This is a genomic window from Clostridium sp. 1001271st1 H5 (genome assembly GCF_005845215.1).
GTDB lineage: Bacteria > Bacillota > Clostridia > Lachnospirales > Lachnospiraceae > Enterocloster.
The window spans coordinates 53225-74750 of record NZ_SPHO01000025.1; the positions used below are offsets into that span (position 1 = coordinate 53225).

A 21526-nucleotide genomic window follows, 5' to 3' on the forward strand; every position below is an offset into this window, starting at 1 on the left:
ATTTAAAAAAAGAGGTCGTCCGGGTATTTCGCCCGGGCGGCCTCTTATTCTCTACAGCACCTTTTCCAAAAATCCTCTGGCCCTGTCACTCTTTGGATTCTTAAAGAACTCATCCGGATTGGCATCCTCCACTATCTGCCCGTCGTCTATAAAGCAGATGCGGTCCGATACCTCCCTGGCAAATCCCATCTCATGGGTTACCAGGGCCATGGTGATACCTGTGTGGGCCAGGTTCTTGATAACCTCCAGAACCTCCTTTACCATCTCAGGGTCCAGGGCGCTGGTGGGTTCATCAAACAGCATAATCTGCGGCTCCATGGCCAGGGCCCTGGCTATGGCGATTCTCTGCTTCTGGCCGCCGGACAGCTTACCCGGATAGGCATCCGCCTTCTCCACCAGCCCCACCAGCTTAAGAAGCTCCAGAGCATTTTCCGCTGCCTTGTCCTTGGAAATCCTGTTCACCTTCACCGGGGCATAGGTCATATTCTCCATGACCGTCATATGGGGAAACAGGTTAAAATGCTGGAACACCATGCCGATGTTCTTTCTGACCGCCTGGATATCTGCCTTTGGAACCGTGATATCCGTGCCGTCAATGAACACCTGCCCCCTGGTGGGTTTCTCCAGCAGGTTGATGCACCTTAGGATGGTGGACTTGCCGGAACCGGAAGGGCCAATCAGCGTAACTACCTGGCCCTTCCCGATATTCAGGTTGATTCCCTTTAATACTTCCAGGTTGCCGAAGCTTTTATGCACATCACGAAACTCTATCACTTCTGTTCACCCACCTTTCCAGACGGCTGGCAACTGCCGACAATATCATGACAAATACGTAGTAAATAACGGCAATGACCAGATAAGGTTCAAAGAACCGGAAGGTCAGGACCGTAATCTGGTCCGCAGCCCTTAAGAGCTCCACCGCGCCGATGTAGGACAGAATGGAAGACTCCTTCAGCAGGGCAATGGCCTCGTTCACCAGGCTGGGCAGGATATGTTTCACGGCCTGCGGAATGATGATGTCCTTCATCATATCACCGTAGCCAATGCCCAGGGACATGGACGCCTCATACTGTCCCTTGTCCACGCCCATGATGCCTCCCCGGAATATCTCGGAGACATAGGCTGCGGAGTTCAGTGTAAATGTGAGGATTCCGGACTGGGTGGTGGTCAGTGTGAATCCCAGCAGCTGCGGCAGTCCAAAATGGACAATACACAGCTGTACCAGGAGAGGCGTTCCCCTGAAGATGGATGTATAAAACCTTCCAAACCATATGAGAGGTTTATATTTGCTGATTTTAACAAGAGCCAGTACGATGCCCAGCAAAAACCCCAGCACGGCGCAGATGGCCGTAATCTTCAGGGTGAGCAGTGCTCCATGGTATAGGAATGGCCAATATTGCCAGACACTGGTAAAATCTAATTTCATATGTGCAGCCCCTTCTTACATTGCCTTAATCTAAGATGAACTGTTCGCTTAAATGGCTTGCGATGATTTCATCCAGTTCTCCGTTTTCCATCATTTCCTTCAGCGTGTTGTTGAATGTCTCATAATAAGGGGATTCCTTGGGGAAGCCAATGGCAAAACAGTCATCATCCACCTTATCCATAAGGCTCAGCTTAAGGCCCTCATTGTTCTTTAAGAACTCTGTTGCGCCTGCGCCGTCAACAATACACGCATCCGCCCTCTTACTCTTTACTTCCTCAATACAAGCAGGGCTTCCCTGGATGCCAACCGTCTCAGCGCCCTCCACGCTCTCCGCTACCTGCTGGTAATTGGTGCCGAATACATAGGCAATCTTCTTGCCCTTCAGGGAATCCAAATCCGGGTAATTGTCCTCTGCCCTGTATACAATTGCATTTCTGGGATAGAAGAAGATTTCGCTGAAATCCAGTGTTTTCTCCCTCTCTGCCGTAGGCGCCATGCCGCCGCTGCAGAAGTCAATCTGTCCTGCCTGGATGGCAGCCATCAGACTTTTAAACGGCATATCCACAAACTCCACCTGGCCGCCGTTCTTCTCCACAGCCGCCTTTATAATATCAATATTCATGCCCACATAGGTCTTGCTTCCGTCTGCCGCCATCTCGATGGACTCAAAGGGAACGAAGGTAGCGGAGCAGCCCACCTTCACAGTCTTACCGGAAAACGGATTCTCAGCCGCTGCATTCTCTCCGGCTGCATCCGGCTTGTCCTCAGAGCCTGCTGCGGTATCCGCTGCGTCCTTGCCTGCCCCGTCCTTGTCCGCTGTCTCCTGGGTGGCTGCCTGCGCAGCAGCCGTGGTGGCATCCGCCCCGCCGGAACATGCGGTGAGTGCGCCTGCTGTCAGAACAGCGCACAGCAATAATGCAATTTTTTTCATAATAATTCTCCTCTCTGCTATATGTATATAAAAAATAAAAAGTCTGCATTCTGCAAACCTTATCCCCTCCCTCTGCCTTACCGGCATAAATAAAGGAAGAACTTGCATAATCATAGCATAAATATGCATCAGATTCAATAGATTCCAGGCTTTTTTCTGCCCCCCATCCGTGCTATAATGAAAACCGGAGACAAATAGCAGAAATGAATAAAAGGAGCAATTTACCATGTCATATGAAATAGACGGCAGGACAAACGGACCTGCCATGGCCTGGCCCGGCCGCGCCAGGATTGCTGTCATGGTCACCTTTGACTTTGACGCGGAATTCCTGCGCATGTCCAGAGCCGCTTCCAAAGGCGCCACCATTGGTTTTACGGATTATTCCCGGGGCCAATACGGCCCCCGGGAGGGCCTGAGACGGTGTCTGGATATGCTGGACACCCATGATATCAAATCCACCTTCTTTGTACCCGGAATCGTTGCAGAAACCTACCCTGACCAGGTGGAATCCATCCATGCCCATGGCCACGAAATAGCCTGTCACGGATACATGCATGAATCCGTCCGCGGCATATCCAGGGAAGAGGAAACAGAAATACTGGAGAAAAGCGAGACAATCCTGGAGCGCATCACCGGCAGGCGCCCGGTGGGACACAGGGGACCGGAAAGCATCATCCATCCCTTTACCCCGAAGCTGCTGGCAGAGCGCGGTTACCTCTACAGCTCTTCCATGAAAGACTGCGACTGGGCATATCTCTGGCAGCAGGACGGTCAGACACTGCCTCTGGTGGAACTGCCGTGCGACATCACCATGGACGACTTTACCTATTTTTATTTCACCTTCAGCGACCCTGCCGTGCGCTCCATGTACAGCAACCGTGAGGTATTCGGCAACTGGAAGGATGAATTTGACGGCCTGGCGGAGGAGGGGAATAAAATTTTCGTCTTAAAGCTCCACCCCCAGATGATAGGACGCGCCAGCCGGATTGCGACCCTGGGAAGCTTCATTGCCTATATGAAGGGCCACGGCGCATGGATTACCACCTGTGAGGAGGCTGCGCGGTATGTACTGTCCCAGGCTGAATCCGATGGAGCAAATCATGAAAAAGGAGGTGACGCCCTATGATGGCCTGGCCTGACAATAAGCGAATCGCTGTCATGATGGCATTTGACCTGGACGCGGAAACCATGTGGACCACCAGGGGTGATGGAAACCACGACCATATAACCAATCTGTCCAGGGGTGCGTACGGACCCAAACAGGGCGTACCCAGAATCCTGGACATGCTGGATGTGTATGGGGTGAAGGCCACCTTCTTCATTCCCGGCGTCATAGCCCAACAATATCCCCTGGTTGTAAAGGAAATCAGCCGCAGGGGACATGAAATCGGATTCCATGGATATCTTCATGAGGAATCCGCCTCCACTGCCTATGAGGAAGAGGATGCCACCATGACCCGCTGCGAAGCCATTATAAAAGAACTGACCGGGCAGTCCATTGCAGGCCACCGGGGTCCGGGAGGCGTGATACATGATTACAGCCTGAGGCTGTTTCTGGAGCACGGCTATATATACAGCTCCAACTGGCGGGACTCGGACGGCCCCTTTATCCACAGGATAGACGGCCGGGAGGTTCCGCTGGTAGAGCTTCCCAAGGACTCCATCTTTGACGATACTGCCTACGATTTTTACACGGATTCCGCCCCGGAGCGGTATGAGCTGAAATCCCCCCGGGAAATGCTTGAAATCTGGAAGGATGAATTCGACTCCCTGGCTGCTGAGGGCAGAATGATTAACTTTGTCCTCCATCCCCAGTTCATTGGACGGGCCAGCCGGGTAAACATGCTGGGGGAGCTTATAGGCTATATGCTGTCCCGCGGGGCGTGGATTGATACCAACCGGGCAGTGGCCGAGTATGTGCTGGAGAACCGGAATCTATTAATGTCTGACTGATAAACCGCATCCAGACCCTGTTCATGGCTCAGAACAGGGTCTGCTGTTCGTACTCGCAGTCCCTTTCCAGTTGGGGCGGTTCCTGCCCCAGCAGTTCTTTTGTCTTACCGCTGTCCAGAATCCATTCCCTTACCTGTTCCTTTTCAAGTACCAGAGGCATGCGGCTGTGGACAGGGGCCATGGAGGCATTGGCCTGGGTGGTCAGAATGACAAAGCGGTCTCCGTCCTCATACCTGCCGTAAAATCCTGCCAGAAACAGGACACGGCTTCCCGCCCTTGTAAATGTAAACTTCTCTTTATTCCCATTCCACTCATAAAACCAGGAAACAGGGACCGCGGCCCGGCGCAGCCTCACACTGTCCCGGAACATCCGCTTCTCAAACACGGACTCCGACCTGGCGTTAAAAACCAGCCCTTTGCCGCCGGGCCCGGGGTATCCCCATTTCTGGCGGCAAATACAGAGCCTGTTGTCCGGGCCTTCATCTGCTGCCGCCGCAATAACCGGCGCAGTGTCGCCTGGGCGGATGTCCCGGTCCAGCACTCCCAGCTCCAGCTTCCAGTCCCTCTGCTCTGTTAAGTCCCTTATCTCATCCAATAATTCCATACTGAAATGATATCTGCCGCACATGAAATCCCTGCCTGCCCTTTCGTAAATATTCTATCCTTAATGGGTATTATATTCTTTATAAATATTCTACCCTTAATCCCTATTCTGTCCATATAGCGGTATTTTACCCGCCTATCTCACTGCTTCCAATATTCCCTCGCTAAATGTGGGATGTGGGAAAATAACCTTAGCCATATCCTCCAGCGTCAGTCCATTGGCAATGGCCACCGCAAACTGGCTAATCATATCCGTGGCCCTGGCGCACATCATCTGGGCGCCCAGGATGCGGTGGGAGCCGCTGTCCGCCACTACCTTTATGAATCCCCGTTCCTGCTGGGACAGAATGGACTTGCCGTTGGCGGACATAATATATTTCTTTGTCACGGTTTCTATCCCCCGGGCCTTGGCCTCATCTGCACTGATTCCCACGCAGCCGATTTCCGGGTTTGTATACACGCAGGACGGAACAATATCCGTACGGATTGCCATATCCCTGCCTGCCATATGGGTCACTGCGTTTCTGCCCTGGGCGGTGGCTGCGTGGGCCAGCTGGATGCCTCCCGTGACATCGCCGATGGCATAGATACCCGGTACGCTGGTTTCATATTTCTCATCCGTGACAATGCGCCCGCGCTCCATTTCCATATCCTTCACTTCCTGGCTGCTCTCATCTGTTATGAGACCGCCTGTATAGGCCCTGCGCCCCGTGGCGATAAGGATGCCGTCAGCCCTGGCCTCGCAGGGTTTGTCCTTTTCCGTATAGCGGCATATAAGCCCGGACCCATCCTCTGTCTGAAGGATTTCCTCCACCTTTGCCCCTGTATGGATATCTACATTCCTTTTTTTCATAATCATCTTCAGGTTCTGGGCAATCTCCTTGTCCATAGTGGGCAGGATGCGGTCCAGGGCCTCGATTACGGTTACGCCGTGGCCCAGCGAACTGTACACAGACGCAAATTCCATACCGATTACCCCGCCGCCTATAATAATCAGATGACCAAACATATCCTTCTTGTCCAGCAGCCCGTCGCTGGTAACCACTCCTGGCAGCGATGCGCCGGGTATGGGCGGGCATGCAGGCACGGAACCTGTGGCAATGAGAATATGGCTGGTTTCCAGAATAATCTGGTCCGGCCTGTCTCCGGCCTCTTCTGCCGGCGCCACCTTCACATGCTCCCTGTCCAGTATGACTCCCGTACCGTAATAAACAGAAATCTTGTTGGTTTTCATAAGTGAGGCAATGCCCTTTCTCAACTGTTCCAGTACCTCATCCTTCCGTCTCTGGACCATCTCCATATCGACTGCCGTGTCCCGGACTGTCAGTCCAATGGATGGGCCTGACTGTAATTCATGGTACAGCTCTGCTGTATGGAGTATTGTTTTGGTGGGAATGCATCCCCGGTTCAGACAGGTGCCTCCCAGCTCACGGTTTTCCACCAGGGCGACCCTCATCCCATTTTCCGCCCCTTCAATGGCAGCCTCATAACCGCCCGGTCCCGCGCCAATCACCACCAAATCAAATCTGTCAGCCATAATAACTTAACCTCTCTTCCATTCATGTTCTGCGTTTACAGCGATTCCCTGACAAGGGCCTTGATGTCCTCTTTTATCCTGCATGCCTGCGGTATGTCCGCCCTGTTTTCTTCACCTGCGGCCTCTCCTGCCTGGAAGGCATCCGGCCCAAGGGCTTCCACTGCCCTGCAGATATCTTCCTCCGCATAGGCGCAGCCCTTTAGCTGTTCCGCCAATTCTCCTATCATCTCCTGGTCCATGGCATCGGAGAATACATTCACGTCCTGTATCACTCCTGCATCCACATGGAACTGCATCTGTATATTACCCCATGGAAAACGCTTCTCCATCTCGTACTCAAAAGGAATCTTTCTGCCGTATTTCCACTGCCAGGATGCAAATTTCTCTGTCAGTGCATCTATGTCCGGCTGAGGCAGCTCCCCTTCCTCCATGCGGACTGCGGGCAGCCCGTATACCCTGGAAAATGCCTCCACCAGTGCGGATTTTACTTCCTCCAAGGTGATATCCGGCTTAAACTCACATAAATTGGCCACCCTGGATTTAACCGAGGTCACGCCTTTGGAGGCAAGCTTTTCCTTTGACACATTCAGATAACGGGACATATTTTCCTTGTCGGCCCGTATCAATATGGTTCCATGGTGGTAGCAGCCGTCACCGGTGCGGTAAAATGCATTGCCGGAAAACTTGCGTCCATCCACCGTTATGTCATTGCGCCCTGTCTTCTCAGCATGGATGCCCAGGCTCCTTACAGCCTCCAGTATCACATCCAGCTGGCGCGAAACATTATAATCCTCCGCCCCGGCAATAAATGTGAAGTTCAGGTTGCCCAAATCATGGAACACCGCGCCTCCGCCTGAGAGACGGCGCACCAGATAGCCGTCCTCCTGCTCCAGGAAGTTCACCCTGCATTCCCTCCAGCAATTCTGGTTCTTTCCTATCACCACCGTATGGCGGTTCTGCCACAGGTACATGATGCAGGTTCCCTTGGGAACATTGAGGGTCATGTACTCCTCCATGGCCAGATTCCGGTAGGGATATGTATTATCTGTATCTATCCACACAAGTCTGTTTATCATGTCATTCTCCATCCTTATAGAAAGGCTGCCTGGGCAGTCCGTTCCCCGGCCGTATACAGATATCACGGATATCCGTACATGACCAGGAACATACCGGCTGTCCAGGCAGTCCTGTTACATTTTCATCATCATTCCCAAGTATAGCGCAGTACCGGCTTACGTGCCGCCGTAACCTCATCCGGTCTTCCAATGGGCGTCAGGTGAGGCGCGCTGTGAAGTGCCTCAGGGTCTGCCAGGGCCTGCTCGTAAATCTTGTGGAATACCTCGATGGCTTCATCCAGTGTTTCCCTGGACTCTGTCTCTGTAGGCTCCACCATCAGCGCCTCATGTACAATCAGCGGGAAGTACATGGTCGGCGGATGGATGCCGTAATCCAGAAGCGCCTTGGCGATATCCATGGCAGACACATCCTTGTCATGCTTCATCTTCTCCAGGCTCATAACAAATTCATGCATACATGTCTCATTGTAAGCCATATCATAGACATCCGACAGCTTTACCCTCATATAGTTGGCATTCAGCACTGCATTGCAGGCTGCCTCCGGGATGCCCTCCTTTCCAAGGGTCAGGATGTAGGACAATGCCTTCACCACCACCAGGAAGTTGCCGTAGAACATCTTCACGTCCCCAATGGATTCCTGTGCCTTTACAAAGTGATATGTTTCCCCGTCCTTCTCCACCCGTACGCCTGGTATAAAGGGCTTTAAGAATTCCTTGCAGCCCACAGGACCGCTTCCAGGTCCGCCGCCGCCGTGGGGTGTGGAGAATGTCTTGTGCAGGTTCAGATGGACCACGTCAAAGCCCATGTCGCCCGGCCGTACAATGCCCATGACCGCATTCAGATTAGCGCCGTCATAGTAACACAGTCCGCCTGCATCATGTACTATTTTAGTGATTTCCAGTATGTTCTTGTCAAATAATCCAACGGTATTGGGATTGGTCAGCATCAGACCGGCTGTGTCGTCTCCTACCGCTGCCTTTAACTGCTCCAAATCCACACAGCCGTCCTCCCTGGACGGAATGCTCACCACGTCATAGCCGCACATGGCAGCGCTGGCAGGATTGGTTCCATGGGCAGAGTCAGGCACAATAATCTTGGTGCGCTTGGTGTCATTGTGATGAACGTGGTATGCCTTGATTAAGAGCAGTCCTGTAAACTCACCGTGAGCGCCTGCCGCTGGCTGGAATGTCATTGCATCCATGCCTGTGATTTCGCAGAGATATTTCTCCGCCAGATATAATACTTCCATGGAGCCCTGCACCGTAGCCTCCGGCTGCAGCGGATGGACTCCCTTAAATCCCTTCAAGGCAGCTGCTTCCTCATTGACTTTTGGGTTGTACTTCATGGTACAGGAGCCCAGAGGATAGAAACCGTCGTTGACACCGTGGGAACGCTTTGCCAGCTCCGTATAATGGCGGCTGATTTCATTTTCCGACATATGCGGAAGGCGCGGCTGTCTCTCACGGGTATGTGCTTTTTCAAACGACACCTGGGGCACGTCGCAGGGGCTGATTAAATCCAGCCTTCTCCCGGCTGACCCTTTTTCAAATACAAGTTTCATGAACCGCACACCTCCTTTTGTCCGCATTCCCTGTGAAGCGCCTCCCGTACAGCTGAGGCAAGCTCATCCATCTCTTCCCTGGTGTTCATCTCCGTTGCGCACCAGAGGATTTCCCTGTCGGACAACGGCAGTCCGCCCAGTATTCCCTTGCTTTCCAAAGCCCTTAATATATGGGCGCTGTCCGTACACTTGCCCTCCGGGCTTACGGTTACAAATTCGTGGAAGAATTCACATTCATGCTTTGGCTCAAGTCCTGCTTCCTTTAACACGTCCCTGAGATAGTGGGCCTTGGACATGCACTGGTCCGCTGCCTTAGCCATGCCCTCTGCACCCATGGCCGTCATGTATACAGATGCAGTCAGGGCACACCATGCCTGGTTGGAGCACACATTGGAGCTGGCCTTTTCACGGCGTATGTGCTGTTCCCGTGCCTGGAGGGTAAGGACAAATGCCCTGCGTCCCTGGTTATCAGCTGTCTCTCCCACAATACGGCCCGGAAGCTTCCTGGTCATGGCTGCCGTGGCTGTCATGAATCCCAGATAAGGTCCTCCGAATGCCAGAGGCATACCAAGGGGCTGGCCGTCGCCAACTGCAATATCCGCCCCGTATTCAGCCGGCGTCTTCATAACAGCTAACGCCATCGGGTTGCAGCCCATGATGTACTTGGCTCCTGCCCCATGGACAATGCGGCCCAGGGCATCCCCGTCTTCGATATTGCCGTAATAGTTGGGCTGCTGTACATAGAAGCATGCTGCCTGCGGGTCCGCCTTCAGAAGCTCCTCCAGGGCTGCCGCATCCGTTACCCCGTCTTTTTCCGGAACCATGACAACCTTTGTATTGCTGCCAAAGCAGTATGTCTTCATGACCTCGATAACGCCCGGGTTTGCAGCCGCGGAAATATAGGCTGTTGTTTTCTTTCTCTCCTTACACATGGCAATGGCTTCCGCCGCGGCTGTGGCGCTGTCATATATGGATGCGTTGGAGGCATCCATGCCTGTAAGCTCACAGAGCATGGTCTGATACTCAAATATGGACTGGAGGATGCCCTGGCTGATTTCCGCCTGATAAGGCGTATAGGCTGTGACAAACTCCTCTTTTGACGTTACACTTGAAACAATGGCAGGTATGTAATGGTTATAAGCTCCTGCACCTCTGAAAATATGGCGGAACACAACATTCTTACCGGCTATGTCCTCCATCCTGCTCTTAACTGCCTGCTCGCTGAGTCCTGAAGGGATATTGACCCCTTCCTTCAGCATTACCTCATCCGGTATATGGGAGAACATCTCCTCAAAGCTGGCAAACCCAATTTCACGAAGCATATCCTGCTGCTCCTGCTTCGTACCTGGTACATAACTTCCCATATAATCTCACCTCACCTCTCATGGGATGGAATACCTTCCCCGTCTTAATTTAATAAATCTCTGTTCCGGGCTAATCCGTATTCCAATTAATCCAGGGTCTTCACATACTCCTCATACTCTGCCGCGCTCATCAGCTGCGCTGTGCCGGTTACATTCTCCACCTTCATGAACCACGCCTCATAAGGCGCCTCATTGATGGATTCCGGAGCGTCCAGCAGACCCTCGTTGACCTCTGCCACCGTGCCGCTGACCGGTGAATACACATCCGAAACAGCCTTTACGGACTCCACATCTGCAAACGACTCTCCCTCTGTCACCTCGTCTCCTGCCTCGGGCAGGTTTACGAATACCAAATCCCCGAGAGCGTCCTGTGCATAATCTGACAGTCCCACTAAAACAGTGCCGTCCTCCAGGGTCTTTACCCACTCATGTGACTTCGCATACTTTAAATCTTCTGGAAAATTCATTCTTAATACCTCCTTGAACATGCTGTTCTTTATTATATTTATAAATCATACTTTTTATATCTGCTGTACCGTTACCGTTTATAAAATGGCAGCTTCACCACCTCTGCAGCCACGCGTCGTCCCCTTACATCCACTTCCAGTGCGGTTCCCGGCTCCTTGAATCCTATGTCAACCAGGGCCATGGCTGCCGGATATCCCAGGAACGGGCAGTGTGTGCCGGAGGTGGTCATACCCACCTGCTGTTCCCCTATGTAAACAGGCTGGTGCTCCCGGATGATGCCCCGTCCGGTTACCTTTAATCCCACACGTTTTCTGGTCAGAGGTCCCTTGTCCTGGATGGCCTGTTTTCCGATGAAATCATCCTTATCCATCTTCACAAAAATTCCCAGCCCTGCTTCCTTGGGAGAAATGGTATCATCCATCTCATGACCGTATAAAGGCATGCCGGCTTCCAGTCTCAGGGTATCCCTGGCGCCTAAACCGCATGGAATCAGTCCCTCGTCCTTTCCTGCCTCCAAGAGCAGTTCCCACATCTTAGGAGCATCCTCCGGTGCCAGATAAATCTCCACTCCATCCTCCCCCGTGTAACCGGTCTTGGATATAATGCATTTCATGCCGCCCACCATGCGGTCAAAAAGGCAGGTATAATATTTCTCAGGAATGTCCTCCTCCCTGGCCACCTTCTTAAGCACATCCATTGCCTTTGGTCCCTGCAGGGCCAGCTGCGCCACCTGGGAGGAAATGTCATCAAATACAACATCCCCCGACTGATGGGCCTTCATCCATGCATAGTCCTTATCCTTGTTGGATGCATTGACCACGATAAAATAGCAGTCATCCCTGACCTTATAGACAATCAGGTCATCCACCACGCCGCCCTGTTCATTGCACATGGGGCTGTACCTGGCCTGGCCCTCTGCCATGACCGTATAGTCATTGGTGAGAAGCATGTTCAGATTCTTAAGCGCGTCCGGTCCCTTGCAAATCACTTCCCCCATGTGCGACACGTCGAAAAGACCGCACTTGGTGCGTACTGCCATATGCTCCTCGATGACACCCTTATCGTACTGTACCGGCAGAAGATACCCTGCAAAAGGTACAATCTTGCCCTTATACTTTACGTGTGTGTCGTAGAGAGGTGTTTTTAACAAAACCTCCCCTGTTGCTTCTGTGCCCATAATCACTACCTCCTTCATGAAATTGTCTGGTCCTTAACAATATAAGATTATGAAAGCGCACGAACAAAAGATGTTCATGCGCTCTGTCCTTGGACCTGAAAGATTTGGCTTCTTCGGTGCTATGCTCTCCAGAGTATCGTCCGGTATCCGGTCCTTTTGCCTGAGAGTTTTCCGCTTCCCCTTCGGCGCTGCCCCCTGGGTGTCTGAATATACGTGGATATGCAGTTTCCCGCATCTCCTCTATCTTCCGCCCATGGCTGTCAGTCTCTCCCGAATCCATCTTCCGATGATATAAAATTGTCCGCAAACGCAATTCCCACCGGCTTGCCTTGTGCTAATCCCATACTAACACAGCCGGGATTTTCAGTCAATAGCTAAAAGGTGTTTAAATTTTAACACATTAATCGCATTTTTCGCCTTATTTTCCAAACTTATTTTCACGAATATTTTACGGTTTATTTAGAAAAAATACTGGTAATCTCCTATGAAGTAGTATATAATGAGCAAAGGTGATGAGGCGAAGGGGTTCCTTTGGCCTCATTCTTGTATGAGTACGGTTTTAACTGAGCAAAATCTCAAATGAAAGAAGGTGACAAGATGCATAAGTTTATGCGGACAGTAGGATTCAGTATGTACCAGAAAAAACAGGATATGGCGAAGCTTTTAAAACGCCTGGTAAAGGAAGCGGAGATGACCGGCCACCTGGCAGAACAGGAGGGCAGCCGCCTCTGTGAGCTGCGCGCAGAAGTGGCTCCCGGTATGGGAGTTGCCATGATAGGGGAGATGAGTCCCAAGGGTACGTTCAGCCGTGAATATTATTTTCCCTATGTCAAAAACCAGGATGTAAGTTCAGAGGCAGAATGTTCCATCCAGCGTCACACGGAGCGTGAAACTTATGCAGGCCTTCTTGATGAATACAGGGTGGGCATATCCCTGATTTTCTACATGGAGAATTCCATGGAGTACAGGATGCGCCGCAAGGCCCGTCAGCCTGTCCAGCCAAAGGGTGCTGCCCTTGCGGGCCTGGCTGTTCAGGGAAAGGTGCTGCTGCCTGTGAATAAAACGGAAAAACAGGCCGAGGATTCCCGGCAGGCCGCCCAAAAACGCAGCAGCCTCCTGGAGGCAGCCAAGCACGGCGACGAGGATGCCATTGAGACCCTGACCATCGAGGATATCGACCTCTACTCCATGGTTTCCAGACGGATTGCCCATGAGGATGTATACTCCATCATAGAAACCTGTTTCATGCCCTGCGGCATAGAGTGCGACCAGTACTCCGTCATAGGGGAAATCACACAAATCAATACGATTGCCAACCGGATTACCAAGGAAGAGATATATGACCTGAAGCTGGACTGCAACGACATGGTTTTCCATGTGGCCGTCAACAAACAGGACCTGCTGGGCGAACCCAGGATTGGGCGGCGCTTTAAGGGGCAGGTGTGGATGCAGGGCACGGTGCTGTTTTAAGCGCGGGACGGAATATGGATTGGATATTCCCGGATATTGGTTCAAGGCGTCCCAGGGTGAATTGGGGATGTTTATTTAAAAATAGGACTTGATTTTTTTTAACACATAGGTTATCATATAAGGCGGACCGCATGAGTATCATACGGCCCGCCTTATATTTGTGTTTCTGTAGCTCAGCAGGATAGAGCGTCCGCCTCCTAAGGTTATGCTCTACCGGCCGCCTTACGATGAAAAGTGATCGTTACCAATTTTAATTGAATAGATGTCTCTGTAGCTCAGCAGGATAGAGCGTTCGCCTCCTAAGCGAAAGGCCGTGGGTTCGAATCCCGCCAGGGACGCCAGCAAACACGCCGAAAACCTTTGATTTATCAGGGTTTTCGGCTTTTCTTATTTCTGCGGCTTTTGTGGCTTTTTTGCAAAAAAACTTGGTTTGCTAACATTTGCTAACGAGATTTGGCCTTTTGCTAAGAAAGGCGGTAAGTCAGAGGTTCGATTTTTACCAAAGGAACTTGCAAACATTTGTTAGCAGAAATTAGAGGAAGTTGCAAACAAAATCGCGAATTTGCTAACATCGCTCAAAAATGCTTTCAGAACCTTGCTAACAAAAAAAGTGTTTGGTCACTGTGCAAAGTGGTTCAAACGAAGAAAACCTCTCACAAAGTGAGAGGCGTTCTTCTGAGGGAGGGACTTTATAAAGCTTTTGCCAGCTGCTTGAGCAGTGCGGCAGTTTCGGGATTTTTAAGCAGTTCCAGTATCTTCGCTGCATCACTTTCATCACTTTCAGTGACGGCAGTATCCGCAGTTTTAGGCTCTGTATCTTCAACAGGGTCAGGAGTCTTGGATGAGTAAAATGCTTCCTCCAATCGCTGAGCGTTTATGCAGCGATCCTCGTCGATGATGTGAGAGTAGACATCTGCAACCATTTTTACCTGAGCATGACCAGAGTCGCCCTGGACGGATTTCATATCGCCACCATTGAGTTTCAGCTTGTAGGTGATACTGGAGTGACGGAGAGAATGGAATACAACATGAGGCAGTCCGTTTTCTTTGATAAGTTTATTGAAAGCACGGTTAATCACCTGGCTTTCCATCGGACGGCCATTGCTGGAGCAAAAGACCAGGTTATTGTCGATGTATTCATCTCCAAACAGATCCATCAGCTCATCAATTTCTTTTTTTCTCTCTACCAGCATATAGGCAACTGTTTTCGGCAGGTACACGCGGCGAATACTGGTTTTGGTTTTAGGCTCTTTCAGGACCAGAGCAGTATGGGTACTGGCTATGCAAGGTGGAAACTTCTTAATAACACCTTTGTCGCTCAAATCGTCCAATGCACCTCGTGTAACCCGTTGCAGCTCTTTGTTGACGAATATATAAGCTGAACCATTTTCTATGCTCTGTGGTGCAATATCAATGCAGTCCCAGGTAAGGCCCAGCATTTCACCAATGCGTAAAGAGCAGGAGAACGCCAGATTTAAGGCAAGGGAGAGGATAGGATCATCACAGACTTCCATAGCCTTGCTCAGCGTTTCGGCAGTCCATATATCCCGTTCTTTATGTTCTTCTTTGGGAAGTGTCGCATTCAGGACAGGGTTACGGCTGATTAGTTCCCAACGCACCGCCTGATTAAAGGCACTGCGAAGTAGCTTGTGAATTTCTCTTACTGTATGCGGGGTCAGATATTCGCTTGTGGGTTTGCGGTTGTTGACGCTTACCGTTTTCACAGAGAGCAGATCACGGTAATACTTATCCATCATCCTTGGAGTGATGTCGGATAGTAACATATCTCCGATAATAGGAGTTATGTAGTTTCTCGCCAGACCACGGCGGCTTTCATATGTTGACATTGCCCAGGTATTTACACCATAGATGGACATATATTCATCGAGCAGATCGTTCAGGGTCTTTGCCGTAGGAATAAAGAAGGTTCCAGAGTCCTGCTCATACTCAATTTGCTTTTTTCGTTTTTTTGCTTCTGCATTTGTGCTGAAGGTTTCCCAACGCTGTCTGCGTTTTCCGTTTTCATCTGTGTAATCATACACCACAGAATATTTGCTTTTACGCTTCACGATAGATGCCATTTTCATTGCTCCTTTCTGAGATTTTCACATAATGAGTTTGCTTTTGATACCAGGCTTCAAAACTGCTGGTAATGATACGAATTCTTCGATCAATCAAGGTCGTCTCAAAATAGCCCCTTTTAACAAGGTCATAAGCTGTGCCAGATTTCAGCCCCAAAAGATCCGCCATTTCCGGAACTGACATCGTAGTATGCCTCCATTTCTCTCCGGGCGGTGTACCATCCACTTTTTTATAGTGGAACTGGCCGGCATACCAATCTTCAAAGCTATCCAGCATAACTCTCATTCGTCCGGCCACTTGAATTGTTTTGAAATAGTTCTTTTTAACCAACCAGTAGGATTCTACTTTACCAAGCCCAAGCATTTTGCCCATCTCTGGTACAGACATACTGGTCTTTACTCTTTGTTTTTGCATGGCTTTTGCCTCCTCTATAAAGTTTTTCTTGCTATGGCCTCATTGTAAGAGAAAGCAGAAAAAAAGTTAAGGATGTCGATTTGGAGATCGGCATCCTTGACAAATCATTCATCTGCGTGATCCAGCCAGTCATCAAAGCTCTTTTTGGAAATGCGGATATGACCGCCGACTCTGACGCTGTGGAATACACCCTGTTTTACCAGATTATATGCTGTGGGACGACTGATACCCAGAATGTCCTGAATCTCATCGACCGTATAGGTTCTTTTGTCATAGCTGACAGGATTTTGTTCATTAAAGCGGTTCAATTCCGCAATTCTTGCTTCAAACATAAAAACGCCTCCTTTATCCGGTAAGTGGCCTTACGGAGCCTCCATTTCCTCCGGAATATGAATATCTAAACTAACTTGCAGAGCATCATCAATCGCTCTCATTTCTTCGCGAGATACGCGCCCAATGTACGATAAAACACGCCTTTTATCAATCGTTTTAATTTGCTCCAGCAGAACAACAGATTTCAGTCCAAGCTCTGGAACGCTCTCCAGTGCATAGTGTGTGGGCAGTTCCTTTTTCTTAATCCATTTACTGGTGAGTGGAGCTACGATCAAAGTGGGGCAGAAAAAATTCCCCACATTGTTTTGAAGAACCAGGACAGGACGGGTGCCGCCTTGCTCTGATCCAAAATAAGGGTTCAAATTGGCATAATATAAATCCCCACGCTTATAAATCCAATCTTCTTTCATGTTCATCCTCCTATGTTTTGAGATTTGATTATGTAAGAAGGAGGCTCTGCAAATTACAGAGTCTCCTTCAATTTAGCGCCTGTTTTATCCCTTACTTGTCCACGACACCCCAGGGATTTGGGTAATCATTAAGCCGCAGGTGGCTGGCCTGCTTCTCAGGAGTTTCACCTCCACTTCGTTTGGTCTTACCCATGGCCTGCGACGGTTATTATCACGCTCGGACTATGGCTGTAAGAGAGCTTTCCTCCTTGTTATGCCATGACCGGATGCCATCCGATGTATTCCAGCCTGATATATTTCTGATAAACCGAAAACTCATCTATACAGCAAAAATGGGTTGGCCTGTTATGCGAGTGGCAGCTCTCAGAAAATATACCGCTGATGTAGCGGCTATTACGCCCAAAGAGGATCAAACTTAATGATTCGTATATGAGGTTGTCAAGGTGCAAGTGAAAGGATTTCCCTCTCACTTGCTACTGCCACTTTTTTAGAAAATCGCAACCAACTTTTTTATTTTTTCTTCAATTTTTTTCAATCGCTTATCTGCGGCTTGCCGAGTAATACCATATCGTTGGGCTAAACAAGTTGCATTTGGTATTTTCATTTCATAATAGGACAATATAAAATCTCGTTCTGCTGGACTCAGTTTCAATAGAGCTTGGTGTAAATCCTCAAGAAGTAAATTCTGAATAGCTTGTTCCGCAGTATCAACAGATTCATCCACAAACAAATCTGTATCCTGATAACCTTCCTCTGTGCCGTCACGATCTCCCACATGAGAAGCCGGGAATATAGAGCGACTTTTCTCATGTTCCTGGAGATAGCGGCTGTGGCGGTCCTCCTGTTGGTATTTTTCAAAATCTTTGCGAGAACATTCCATGATAATGCGGTCATCTTCATCACGGAACATTTTGACTGTTTCAACAAAAAAGCGCCCAGTAAAGCAACCATTGCGGCGTGCCTTACTGAACGCTGAAAAACTGATTTCCTCCCATTCCTGTGGGCTGTTATTTTTCCAAATGAATACTCTCGTCATATCCTTTCCTCCGTTCAAATTCTTGGTAGTCAGCGAATTTGAACGGTGTCATGGATATTTTGCTATGTACGCCTCCCAGCGCATACCGGCCTCCTAATACCGGGCAAAGAAAAAGGCCGGAAGTGTTTTCACCTCCAGCCATGTTCCTGCCGCCATATTGCAGCAGGAATGAAAAAAGCCCGGTTAATGCCGGGCCTTATGTAGAAAAGTATTCAATTTAGCGCATTCCTGCCACTATAACAAGTATAGCAGGTCGGAAGTCGGAAGGGAGTAGGGATTAGGTCGGGGATTTGTCGGGATTTAGTCGGGATTTAGTCGGGGCAGCTCCTCCAGGACTTCTGGAATAGAATATCCAAACAAGCAAACAGAAAATAAATAGATGGCTTCTCGTTTTCGGTCATAAAAGACACTGCGCTCTATATTTAGTTCTTCCAGCAATTCTTTCTCTGTACTGTTGAACCGATAGATAAATTGCTTAGTCAAAATTTCATAGTAAAGTTCTCCTCGATCCGGATACCGTTTCAGACGAAGGAGTGCACGGTCAATAATATTGACTAGCATTTGATTTTGAACAAGGCAGCAAACTTTTTCTTCAAAGGCTTGCAGTTCAATATCTGGTGCAAAATTTTCAAGATAGCAGAGGCCAGACTCTATATCTTGTTCTCCCATAATCCAAGCAGTTTCTTGTAATTCTTCTGCCCGTTCACTCAGAACCCAGACTACATCACGGTAAATCTTTAGAATCAGCTTACTTCTATGAAACGCAGCGTCGCTGTTAAGCCCCAAAGCTGTTAGCCTGCTGTTACATTTTTGGATTGTTGTGCTTTCTTTTCTCATAGAACATCCCTCCTTGTTCGCAATATTGCGAACATATTAGGTACAAAATAGCATAGCAGAGGAGCGTGAGAGAGGGCAGTGCCTCTCTCTATTCCCCCATTTGGTTATATCAGGTTTCTGGATTTTAGACGAATCTGCATTGCTTGCTTGGAAACCTCAAAAATATTTGCCATTTCAGCAATGAGCTGTTCATCTGTCCGGCCTATTTTAAGCCGGTAAAAACATTTTTTGATCTGCGGTAAAGGCATCAGCAGAGCAGAAGCCAGAGTATCCGCCTGACGCTCAATTATGCCATGACTTTCGTCGGAAGAAACATTTCCGTTATAAGCAGCAACATCTCCAGTACCAGAGTACAACTTCTTATGTAGTACCCAATGAGCCAGCTCATGGGCACAGGTAAAACGGAGCCGCCCTAATTTTGACGGATCACAAAGCCGTTCATCAATTAAGATTGTACCGGCTCTTACTGCAATCATTCGATACTGTCTCTGTATCTGGTCATATAAGACAACAGCACCGTCATCGAAAATTGTTTCCCCTAATATCTTGGGGTTTTTTCTTAGTGTATGAAACTCCAGGATTAGATCAAACTTTGTCTCGATAATGGTTTCGATTGGCACAGGACATGGTTGCCCGGATAGCAGAGAGGGATCATATTCCATCAGGATTTTTCGCCCTACTGCCTCGATTGCTTCTGTACGGATTTGTGGAATTGACAAAGCTCTCCCCCCTATCGTTTACGCTCCTTTAGCATTTTCATAAATGTCTGCCATTCTTCATCGGTAGCATCTACTTCTTTTGCCACACGCAAGGCTGCCCGAACAATATCTTTTTCCATGATATAGTCTGGCAAATCAGCAGATACTGTATTGCGTGATTTTGCAGCCAGATCCAAAAGCAACTCATGTTCTGATTTATCCAAATTCAGAAAGGCAGAGATGCGTTCCACAAAATCTCCATTGGGTGCAGGACGGCGGCTTTGCTCAATATCACACAGATAACCGTAAGCAATATTCAAATGCTTGGCTGTATCGCGTAAATTGAATTTGTGCGCCTTGCGTTTCTCGGCTATAAATGATCCAAAAGTTATATTGCCCACAGCATTCACCTCTCATTTGTTCGACGAACTGCGAACATCTTGCTTATATTGTATATCGAACATCTGTTCACTTCAAGGATAAAAATTTCATTTGAAAAGAGGTGTTAAAAATCAATAACACCTCTTTTGCGCTATATAAATTCCTGAGCGATTTGCTGCATTTCCGTAATGCACTCTTTGGGAGAGAGAATTTTTATTTTCCCTTTGAATTTGAATATCCAGCCATAAAAAGTTCCACTGGGGTTCACTTCAATTTTGGCTGTGAAGTGTGTATCATCATACCTATCAACAGCAGCATCTTCTCCATAATGATCTATGATTACTCTCATCAATTCGTTTTCACATAGAAGGGTTACTTCCTTCGATGACTCCGATGTAAACATATCAACCATTTTATTTGTATAGGAGGCTACATCAAATCCCTCTATCGGCATAAAGTAAGTTTCCAGATTTTCTACACTTGTTAGCCGATCTACACGGAAGTGAGCAATTTTCTGATGCTTCAGAGAAAATCCAATCAAATAGTAATGGTCATTTTTCCATTCAAGCGCATAAGGATTTACGACATAATAATATCCATCATGCTTTAAGATTTTCTTTTTTTCTTGAGTATATTCATAGTATTGGAACCGAATTTGCTGATGGTTTCCAATCGCTGTTTGGATATTGTCAATGATGTAGTAAACCTTTTCATTATGCGGTTTGACACGGCTGGATAAAGCAGCAAATTTTTGAAGCTGCTTTGCCTGATGTAGACTGGTCAGACGGCATAATTTCTGCACCAGCTCCTCAGACTTCTTGGCAGAAATGATCTTCGAGGATGCTACTGCGTCTGTCAGCATTTTCAGTTCTGGATACTCAAACAGGCGGTTTCCCATAAAATATTGGTTTTGGGTACTCTTAACCACCACAATATCAATCCCCGCATCGATCAGCGCATTGGTATCTGCGTAAACAGTCTGCCGCACTGCCTGAATTCCTTTTCCATTCAGATGGGCAATGATGTCAGATACTGTGGCGGGATGGTTTTCATCGGTCCGCTCATAGAGAAACCGGAGTAATTCCAGTATCCGCATATTTGTTGAATTCTGCATACTTCACCTCCTCGATTTTTAAAATGGCCTATTTTGTATGATGTCCAGCCCCAAAGACCAGGAACAGGGCAACCGCACAGAGAAGCAGAACCATCCAATTCCGGTCTACGATCAGCTTGATCACCGCCACAAGCAGCATTCCGCCCACCAGGAGCACAACGCCGTTCATTCAACGCCCTCCCGCGGCATATTCGCCCATGTGGATGTCCAGCACCCCTCTGGGCGGCTGGATCAGGGCGTCCTCATACTGGCACTTCCACTGGATCTCCCGACACATCCGGCCATCCGCCACGCCGTCTATGGTTTCACCATCCTGAATGGGGTTATCATGTTCCAATATGTACGATGCCACATTGTAGGCGTGGTTTACCACCCAGTTGGGGTCCATGTCGTGGAAGTGGTATTGGAGGTCGGGCAGGAACAGGGTGCTCATGCCCACCGTGTCGATGAGCATATCCTCCGTGCCCTCGATGTTAAAGAAGCGGACATTGACGCCAAAGCGGATGAACCGATCCGAGCCTTCAATCTGGTGAGAACGCACATCCTCCGCCAGAAACAGTTTGCCGCAGTTCTGGAAATAGAATGCCTCACAGGTGGGGTACAGCTCCGCCAGAGCCTCCAAAAAGTCGGCATCCAGGTTGGCACGCTCCAGCG

Annotated in this window: 25 protein-coding genes, 1 tRNA gene and 1 riboswitch; of the genes, 5 read left to right on the top strand and 21 right to left on the bottom strand. The window is 49.1% G+C overall.

The window, feature by feature from the left end:
• Positions 1–51 precede the first annotated feature (51 nt).
• From FGS84_RS26215 to FGS84_RS26225, 3 genes are read right to left on the bottom strand one after another with little or no spacing between them, the layout of a single operon-like run.
• Positions 52–774, bottom strand: coding sequence for an amino acid ABC transporter ATP-binding protein (locus tag FGS84_RS26215; protein ID WP_138311181.1), 723 nt, complete (start codon positions 772–774; stop codon positions 52–54).
• Positions 758–1426 carry an amino acid ABC transporter permease gene (locus FGS84_RS26220; protein ID WP_002573031.1) on the bottom strand — a complete coding sequence of 223 codons (669 nt, stop codon included), beginning with the start codon at positions 1424–1426 and terminating at the stop codon, positions 758–760. Before FGS84_RS26220 ends, FGS84_RS26215 begins: the two co-directional genes overlap by 17 nt.
• Before the next feature lie 25 nt (positions 1427–1451).
• Positions 1452–2357, bottom strand: coding sequence for an ABC transporter substrate-binding protein (locus FGS84_RS26225; RefSeq protein WP_138311182.1), 906 nt, complete (start codon positions 2355–2357; stop codon positions 1452–1454).
• A 226-nt stretch (positions 2358–2583) separates the two neighbouring features.
• Here FGS84_RS26225 and FGS84_RS26230 point away from each other — a divergent pair, with 226 nt between their 5' ends.
• Together FGS84_RS26230 and FGS84_RS26235 are read left to right on the top strand one after the other, a co-directional pair.
• A complete protein-coding gene (locus FGS84_RS26230; protein WP_138311183.1) occupies positions 2584–3483 on the top strand; it encodes a polysaccharide deacetylase in 900 nt (299 codons plus the stop codon).
• Positions 3480–4310: a polysaccharide deacetylase gene (locus tag FGS84_RS26235; RefSeq protein WP_138311184.1), complete on the top strand. Its 831-nt coding sequence runs from the start codon at positions 3480–3482 to the stop codon at positions 4308–4310. The genes FGS84_RS26230 and FGS84_RS26235 overlap by 4 nt, the downstream gene beginning before the upstream one ends.
• 28 nt (positions 4311–4338) lie before the next feature.
• Here the strand turns inward: FGS84_RS26235 and FGS84_RS26240 are convergent, their stop codons facing one another.
• From FGS84_RS26240 to gcvT, 7 genes are all read right to left on the bottom strand, one after another.
• Positions 4339–4938, bottom strand: a complete 600-nt coding sequence (locus FGS84_RS26240) for an SOS response-associated peptidase family protein (protein WP_138311185.1) — start codon at positions 4936–4938, stop codon at positions 4339–4341.
• 111 nt (positions 4939–5049) lie between these two features.
• Complete coding sequence (lpdA, locus tag FGS84_RS26245; protein ID WP_138311186.1) at positions 5050–6450, bottom strand: dihydrolipoyl dehydrogenase; 1401 nt, start codon at positions 6448–6450, stop codon at positions 5050–5052.
• A gap of 35 nt (positions 6451–6485) precedes the next feature.
• Positions 6486–7526 (bottom strand): lipoate--protein ligase, encoded by a 1041-nt coding sequence (locus tag FGS84_RS26250; RefSeq protein WP_138311187.1) that lies wholly within the window; start codon positions 7524–7526, stop codon positions 6486–6488.
• Between the two features lie 128 nt (positions 7527–7654).
• A complete protein-coding gene (gcvPB, locus tag FGS84_RS26255) occupies positions 7655–9088 on the bottom strand; it encodes an aminomethyl-transferring glycine dehydrogenase subunit GcvPB (RefSeq protein ID WP_138311188.1) in 1434 nt (477 codons plus the stop codon).
• Complete coding sequence (gcvPA, locus tag FGS84_RS26260; RefSeq protein ID WP_138311189.1) at positions 9085–10452, bottom strand: aminomethyl-transferring glycine dehydrogenase subunit GcvPA; 1368 nt, start codon at positions 10450–10452, stop codon at positions 9085–9087. The genes gcvPB and gcvPA overlap by 4 nt, the downstream gene beginning before the upstream one ends.
• 86 nt (positions 10453–10538) lie before the next feature.
• The gene (gcvH, locus tag FGS84_RS26265) at positions 10539–10919 is read right to left on the bottom strand and encodes a glycine cleavage system protein GcvH (RefSeq protein WP_138311190.1); all 381 of its coding nucleotides are present in this window, start codon (positions 10917–10919) and stop codon (positions 10539–10541) included.
• A gap of 71 nt (positions 10920–10990) precedes the next feature.
• On the bottom strand, positions 10991–12097 hold the full coding sequence (gcvT, locus tag FGS84_RS26270) for a glycine cleavage system aminomethyltransferase GcvT (protein ID WP_138311191.1): 1107 nt from the start codon (positions 12095–12097) through the stop codon (positions 10991–10993).
• 138 nt (positions 12098–12235) lie between these two features.
• A riboswitch (glycine riboswitch) is annotated at positions 12236–12380 on the bottom strand.
• Positions 12381–12706: 326 nt separating this feature from the next.
• On the opposite strand from gcvT, the gene FGS84_RS26275 reads away from it, so the two are divergent.
• Together FGS84_RS26275 and FGS84_RS26280 are read left to right on the top strand one after the other, a co-directional pair.
• Positions 12707–13567 carry a DUF3881 family protein gene (locus FGS84_RS26275; protein ID WP_347563894.1) on the top strand — a complete coding sequence of 287 codons (861 nt, stop codon included), beginning with the start codon at positions 12707–12709 and terminating at the stop codon, positions 13565–13567.
• Between the two features lie 264 nt (positions 13568–13831).
• Positions 13832–13908: transfer RNA gene (locus FGS84_RS26280), tRNA-Arg, on the top strand.
• 348 nt (positions 13909–14256) lie between these two features.
• On the opposite strand, the gene FGS84_RS26285 is transcribed toward FGS84_RS26280, so the two are convergent.
• The 4 genes from FGS84_RS26285 to FGS84_RS26300 all read right to left on the bottom strand — a co-directional run bounded on the left by FGS84_RS26285 (position 14257) and on the right by FGS84_RS26300 (position 16806).
• On the bottom strand, positions 14257–15648 hold the full coding sequence (locus FGS84_RS26285; protein WP_007862346.1) for a tyrosine-type recombinase/integrase: 1392 nt from the start codon (positions 15646–15648) through the stop codon (positions 14257–14259).
• A complete protein-coding gene (locus tag FGS84_RS26290) occupies positions 15626–16063 on the bottom strand; it encodes a helix-turn-helix domain-containing protein (protein WP_002569113.1) in 438 nt (145 codons plus the stop codon). The genes FGS84_RS26285 and FGS84_RS26290 overlap by 23 nt, the downstream gene beginning before the upstream one ends.
• A gap of 104 nt (positions 16064–16167) precedes the next feature.
• A complete protein-coding gene (locus FGS84_RS26295) occupies positions 16168–16395 on the bottom strand; it encodes a helix-turn-helix domain-containing protein (protein WP_002569114.1) in 228 nt (75 codons plus the stop codon).
• A gap of 30 nt (positions 16396–16425) precedes the next feature.
• Complete coding sequence (locus FGS84_RS26300) at positions 16426–16806, bottom strand: type II toxin-antitoxin system PemK/MazF family toxin (protein ID WP_002569115.1); 381 nt, start codon at positions 16804–16806, stop codon at positions 16426–16428.
• 224 nt (positions 16807–17030) lie between these two features.
• Between FGS84_RS26300 and FGS84_RS31275 the strand changes: the two genes are divergently transcribed.
• Positions 17031–17225, top strand: a complete 195-nt coding sequence (locus FGS84_RS31275) for a hypothetical protein (protein WP_207671141.1) — start codon at positions 17031–17033, stop codon at positions 17223–17225.
• A 68-nt stretch (positions 17226–17293) separates the two neighbouring features.
• Here FGS84_RS31275 and FGS84_RS26310 read toward each other — a convergent pair whose 3' ends face one another.
• From FGS84_RS26310 to FGS84_RS26335, 7 genes are all read right to left on the bottom strand, one after another.
• The gene (locus tag FGS84_RS26310; RefSeq protein WP_006059623.1) at positions 17294–17842 is read right to left on the bottom strand and encodes a sigma-70 family RNA polymerase sigma factor; all 549 of its coding nucleotides are present in this window, start codon (positions 17840–17842) and stop codon (positions 17294–17296) included.
• A gap of 300 nt (positions 17843–18142) precedes the next feature.
• A complete protein-coding gene (locus FGS84_RS26315) occupies positions 18143–18679 on the bottom strand; it encodes a hypothetical protein (protein WP_002592913.1) in 537 nt (178 codons plus the stop codon).
• Positions 18680–18783: 104 nt separating this feature from the next.
• Positions 18784–19398 carry an ImmA/IrrE family metallo-endopeptidase gene (locus FGS84_RS26320; protein WP_002592912.1) on the bottom strand — a complete coding sequence of 205 codons (615 nt, stop codon included), beginning with the start codon at positions 19396–19398 and terminating at the stop codon, positions 18784–18786.
• Between the two features lie 11 nt (positions 19399–19409).
• Positions 19410–19778 carry a helix-turn-helix transcriptional regulator gene (locus FGS84_RS26325; RefSeq protein ID WP_002569119.1) on the bottom strand — a complete coding sequence of 123 codons (369 nt, stop codon included), beginning with the start codon at positions 19776–19778 and terminating at the stop codon, positions 19410–19412.
• Between the two features lie 131 nt (positions 19779–19909).
• Positions 19910–20872, bottom strand: a complete 963-nt coding sequence (locus FGS84_RS26330; protein ID WP_006773000.1) for a WYL domain-containing protein — start codon at positions 20870–20872, stop codon at positions 19910–19912.
• A 28-nt stretch (positions 20873–20900) separates the two neighbouring features.
• Positions 20901–21041, bottom strand: a complete 141-nt coding sequence (locus tag FGS84_RS31060) for a hypothetical protein (protein WP_002569121.1) — start codon at positions 21039–21041, stop codon at positions 20901–20903.
• On the bottom strand, positions 21042–21526 hold a 485-nt coding region (locus tag FGS84_RS26335; RefSeq protein WP_138311193.1), incomplete at its 5' end, for a DUF4261 domain-containing protein.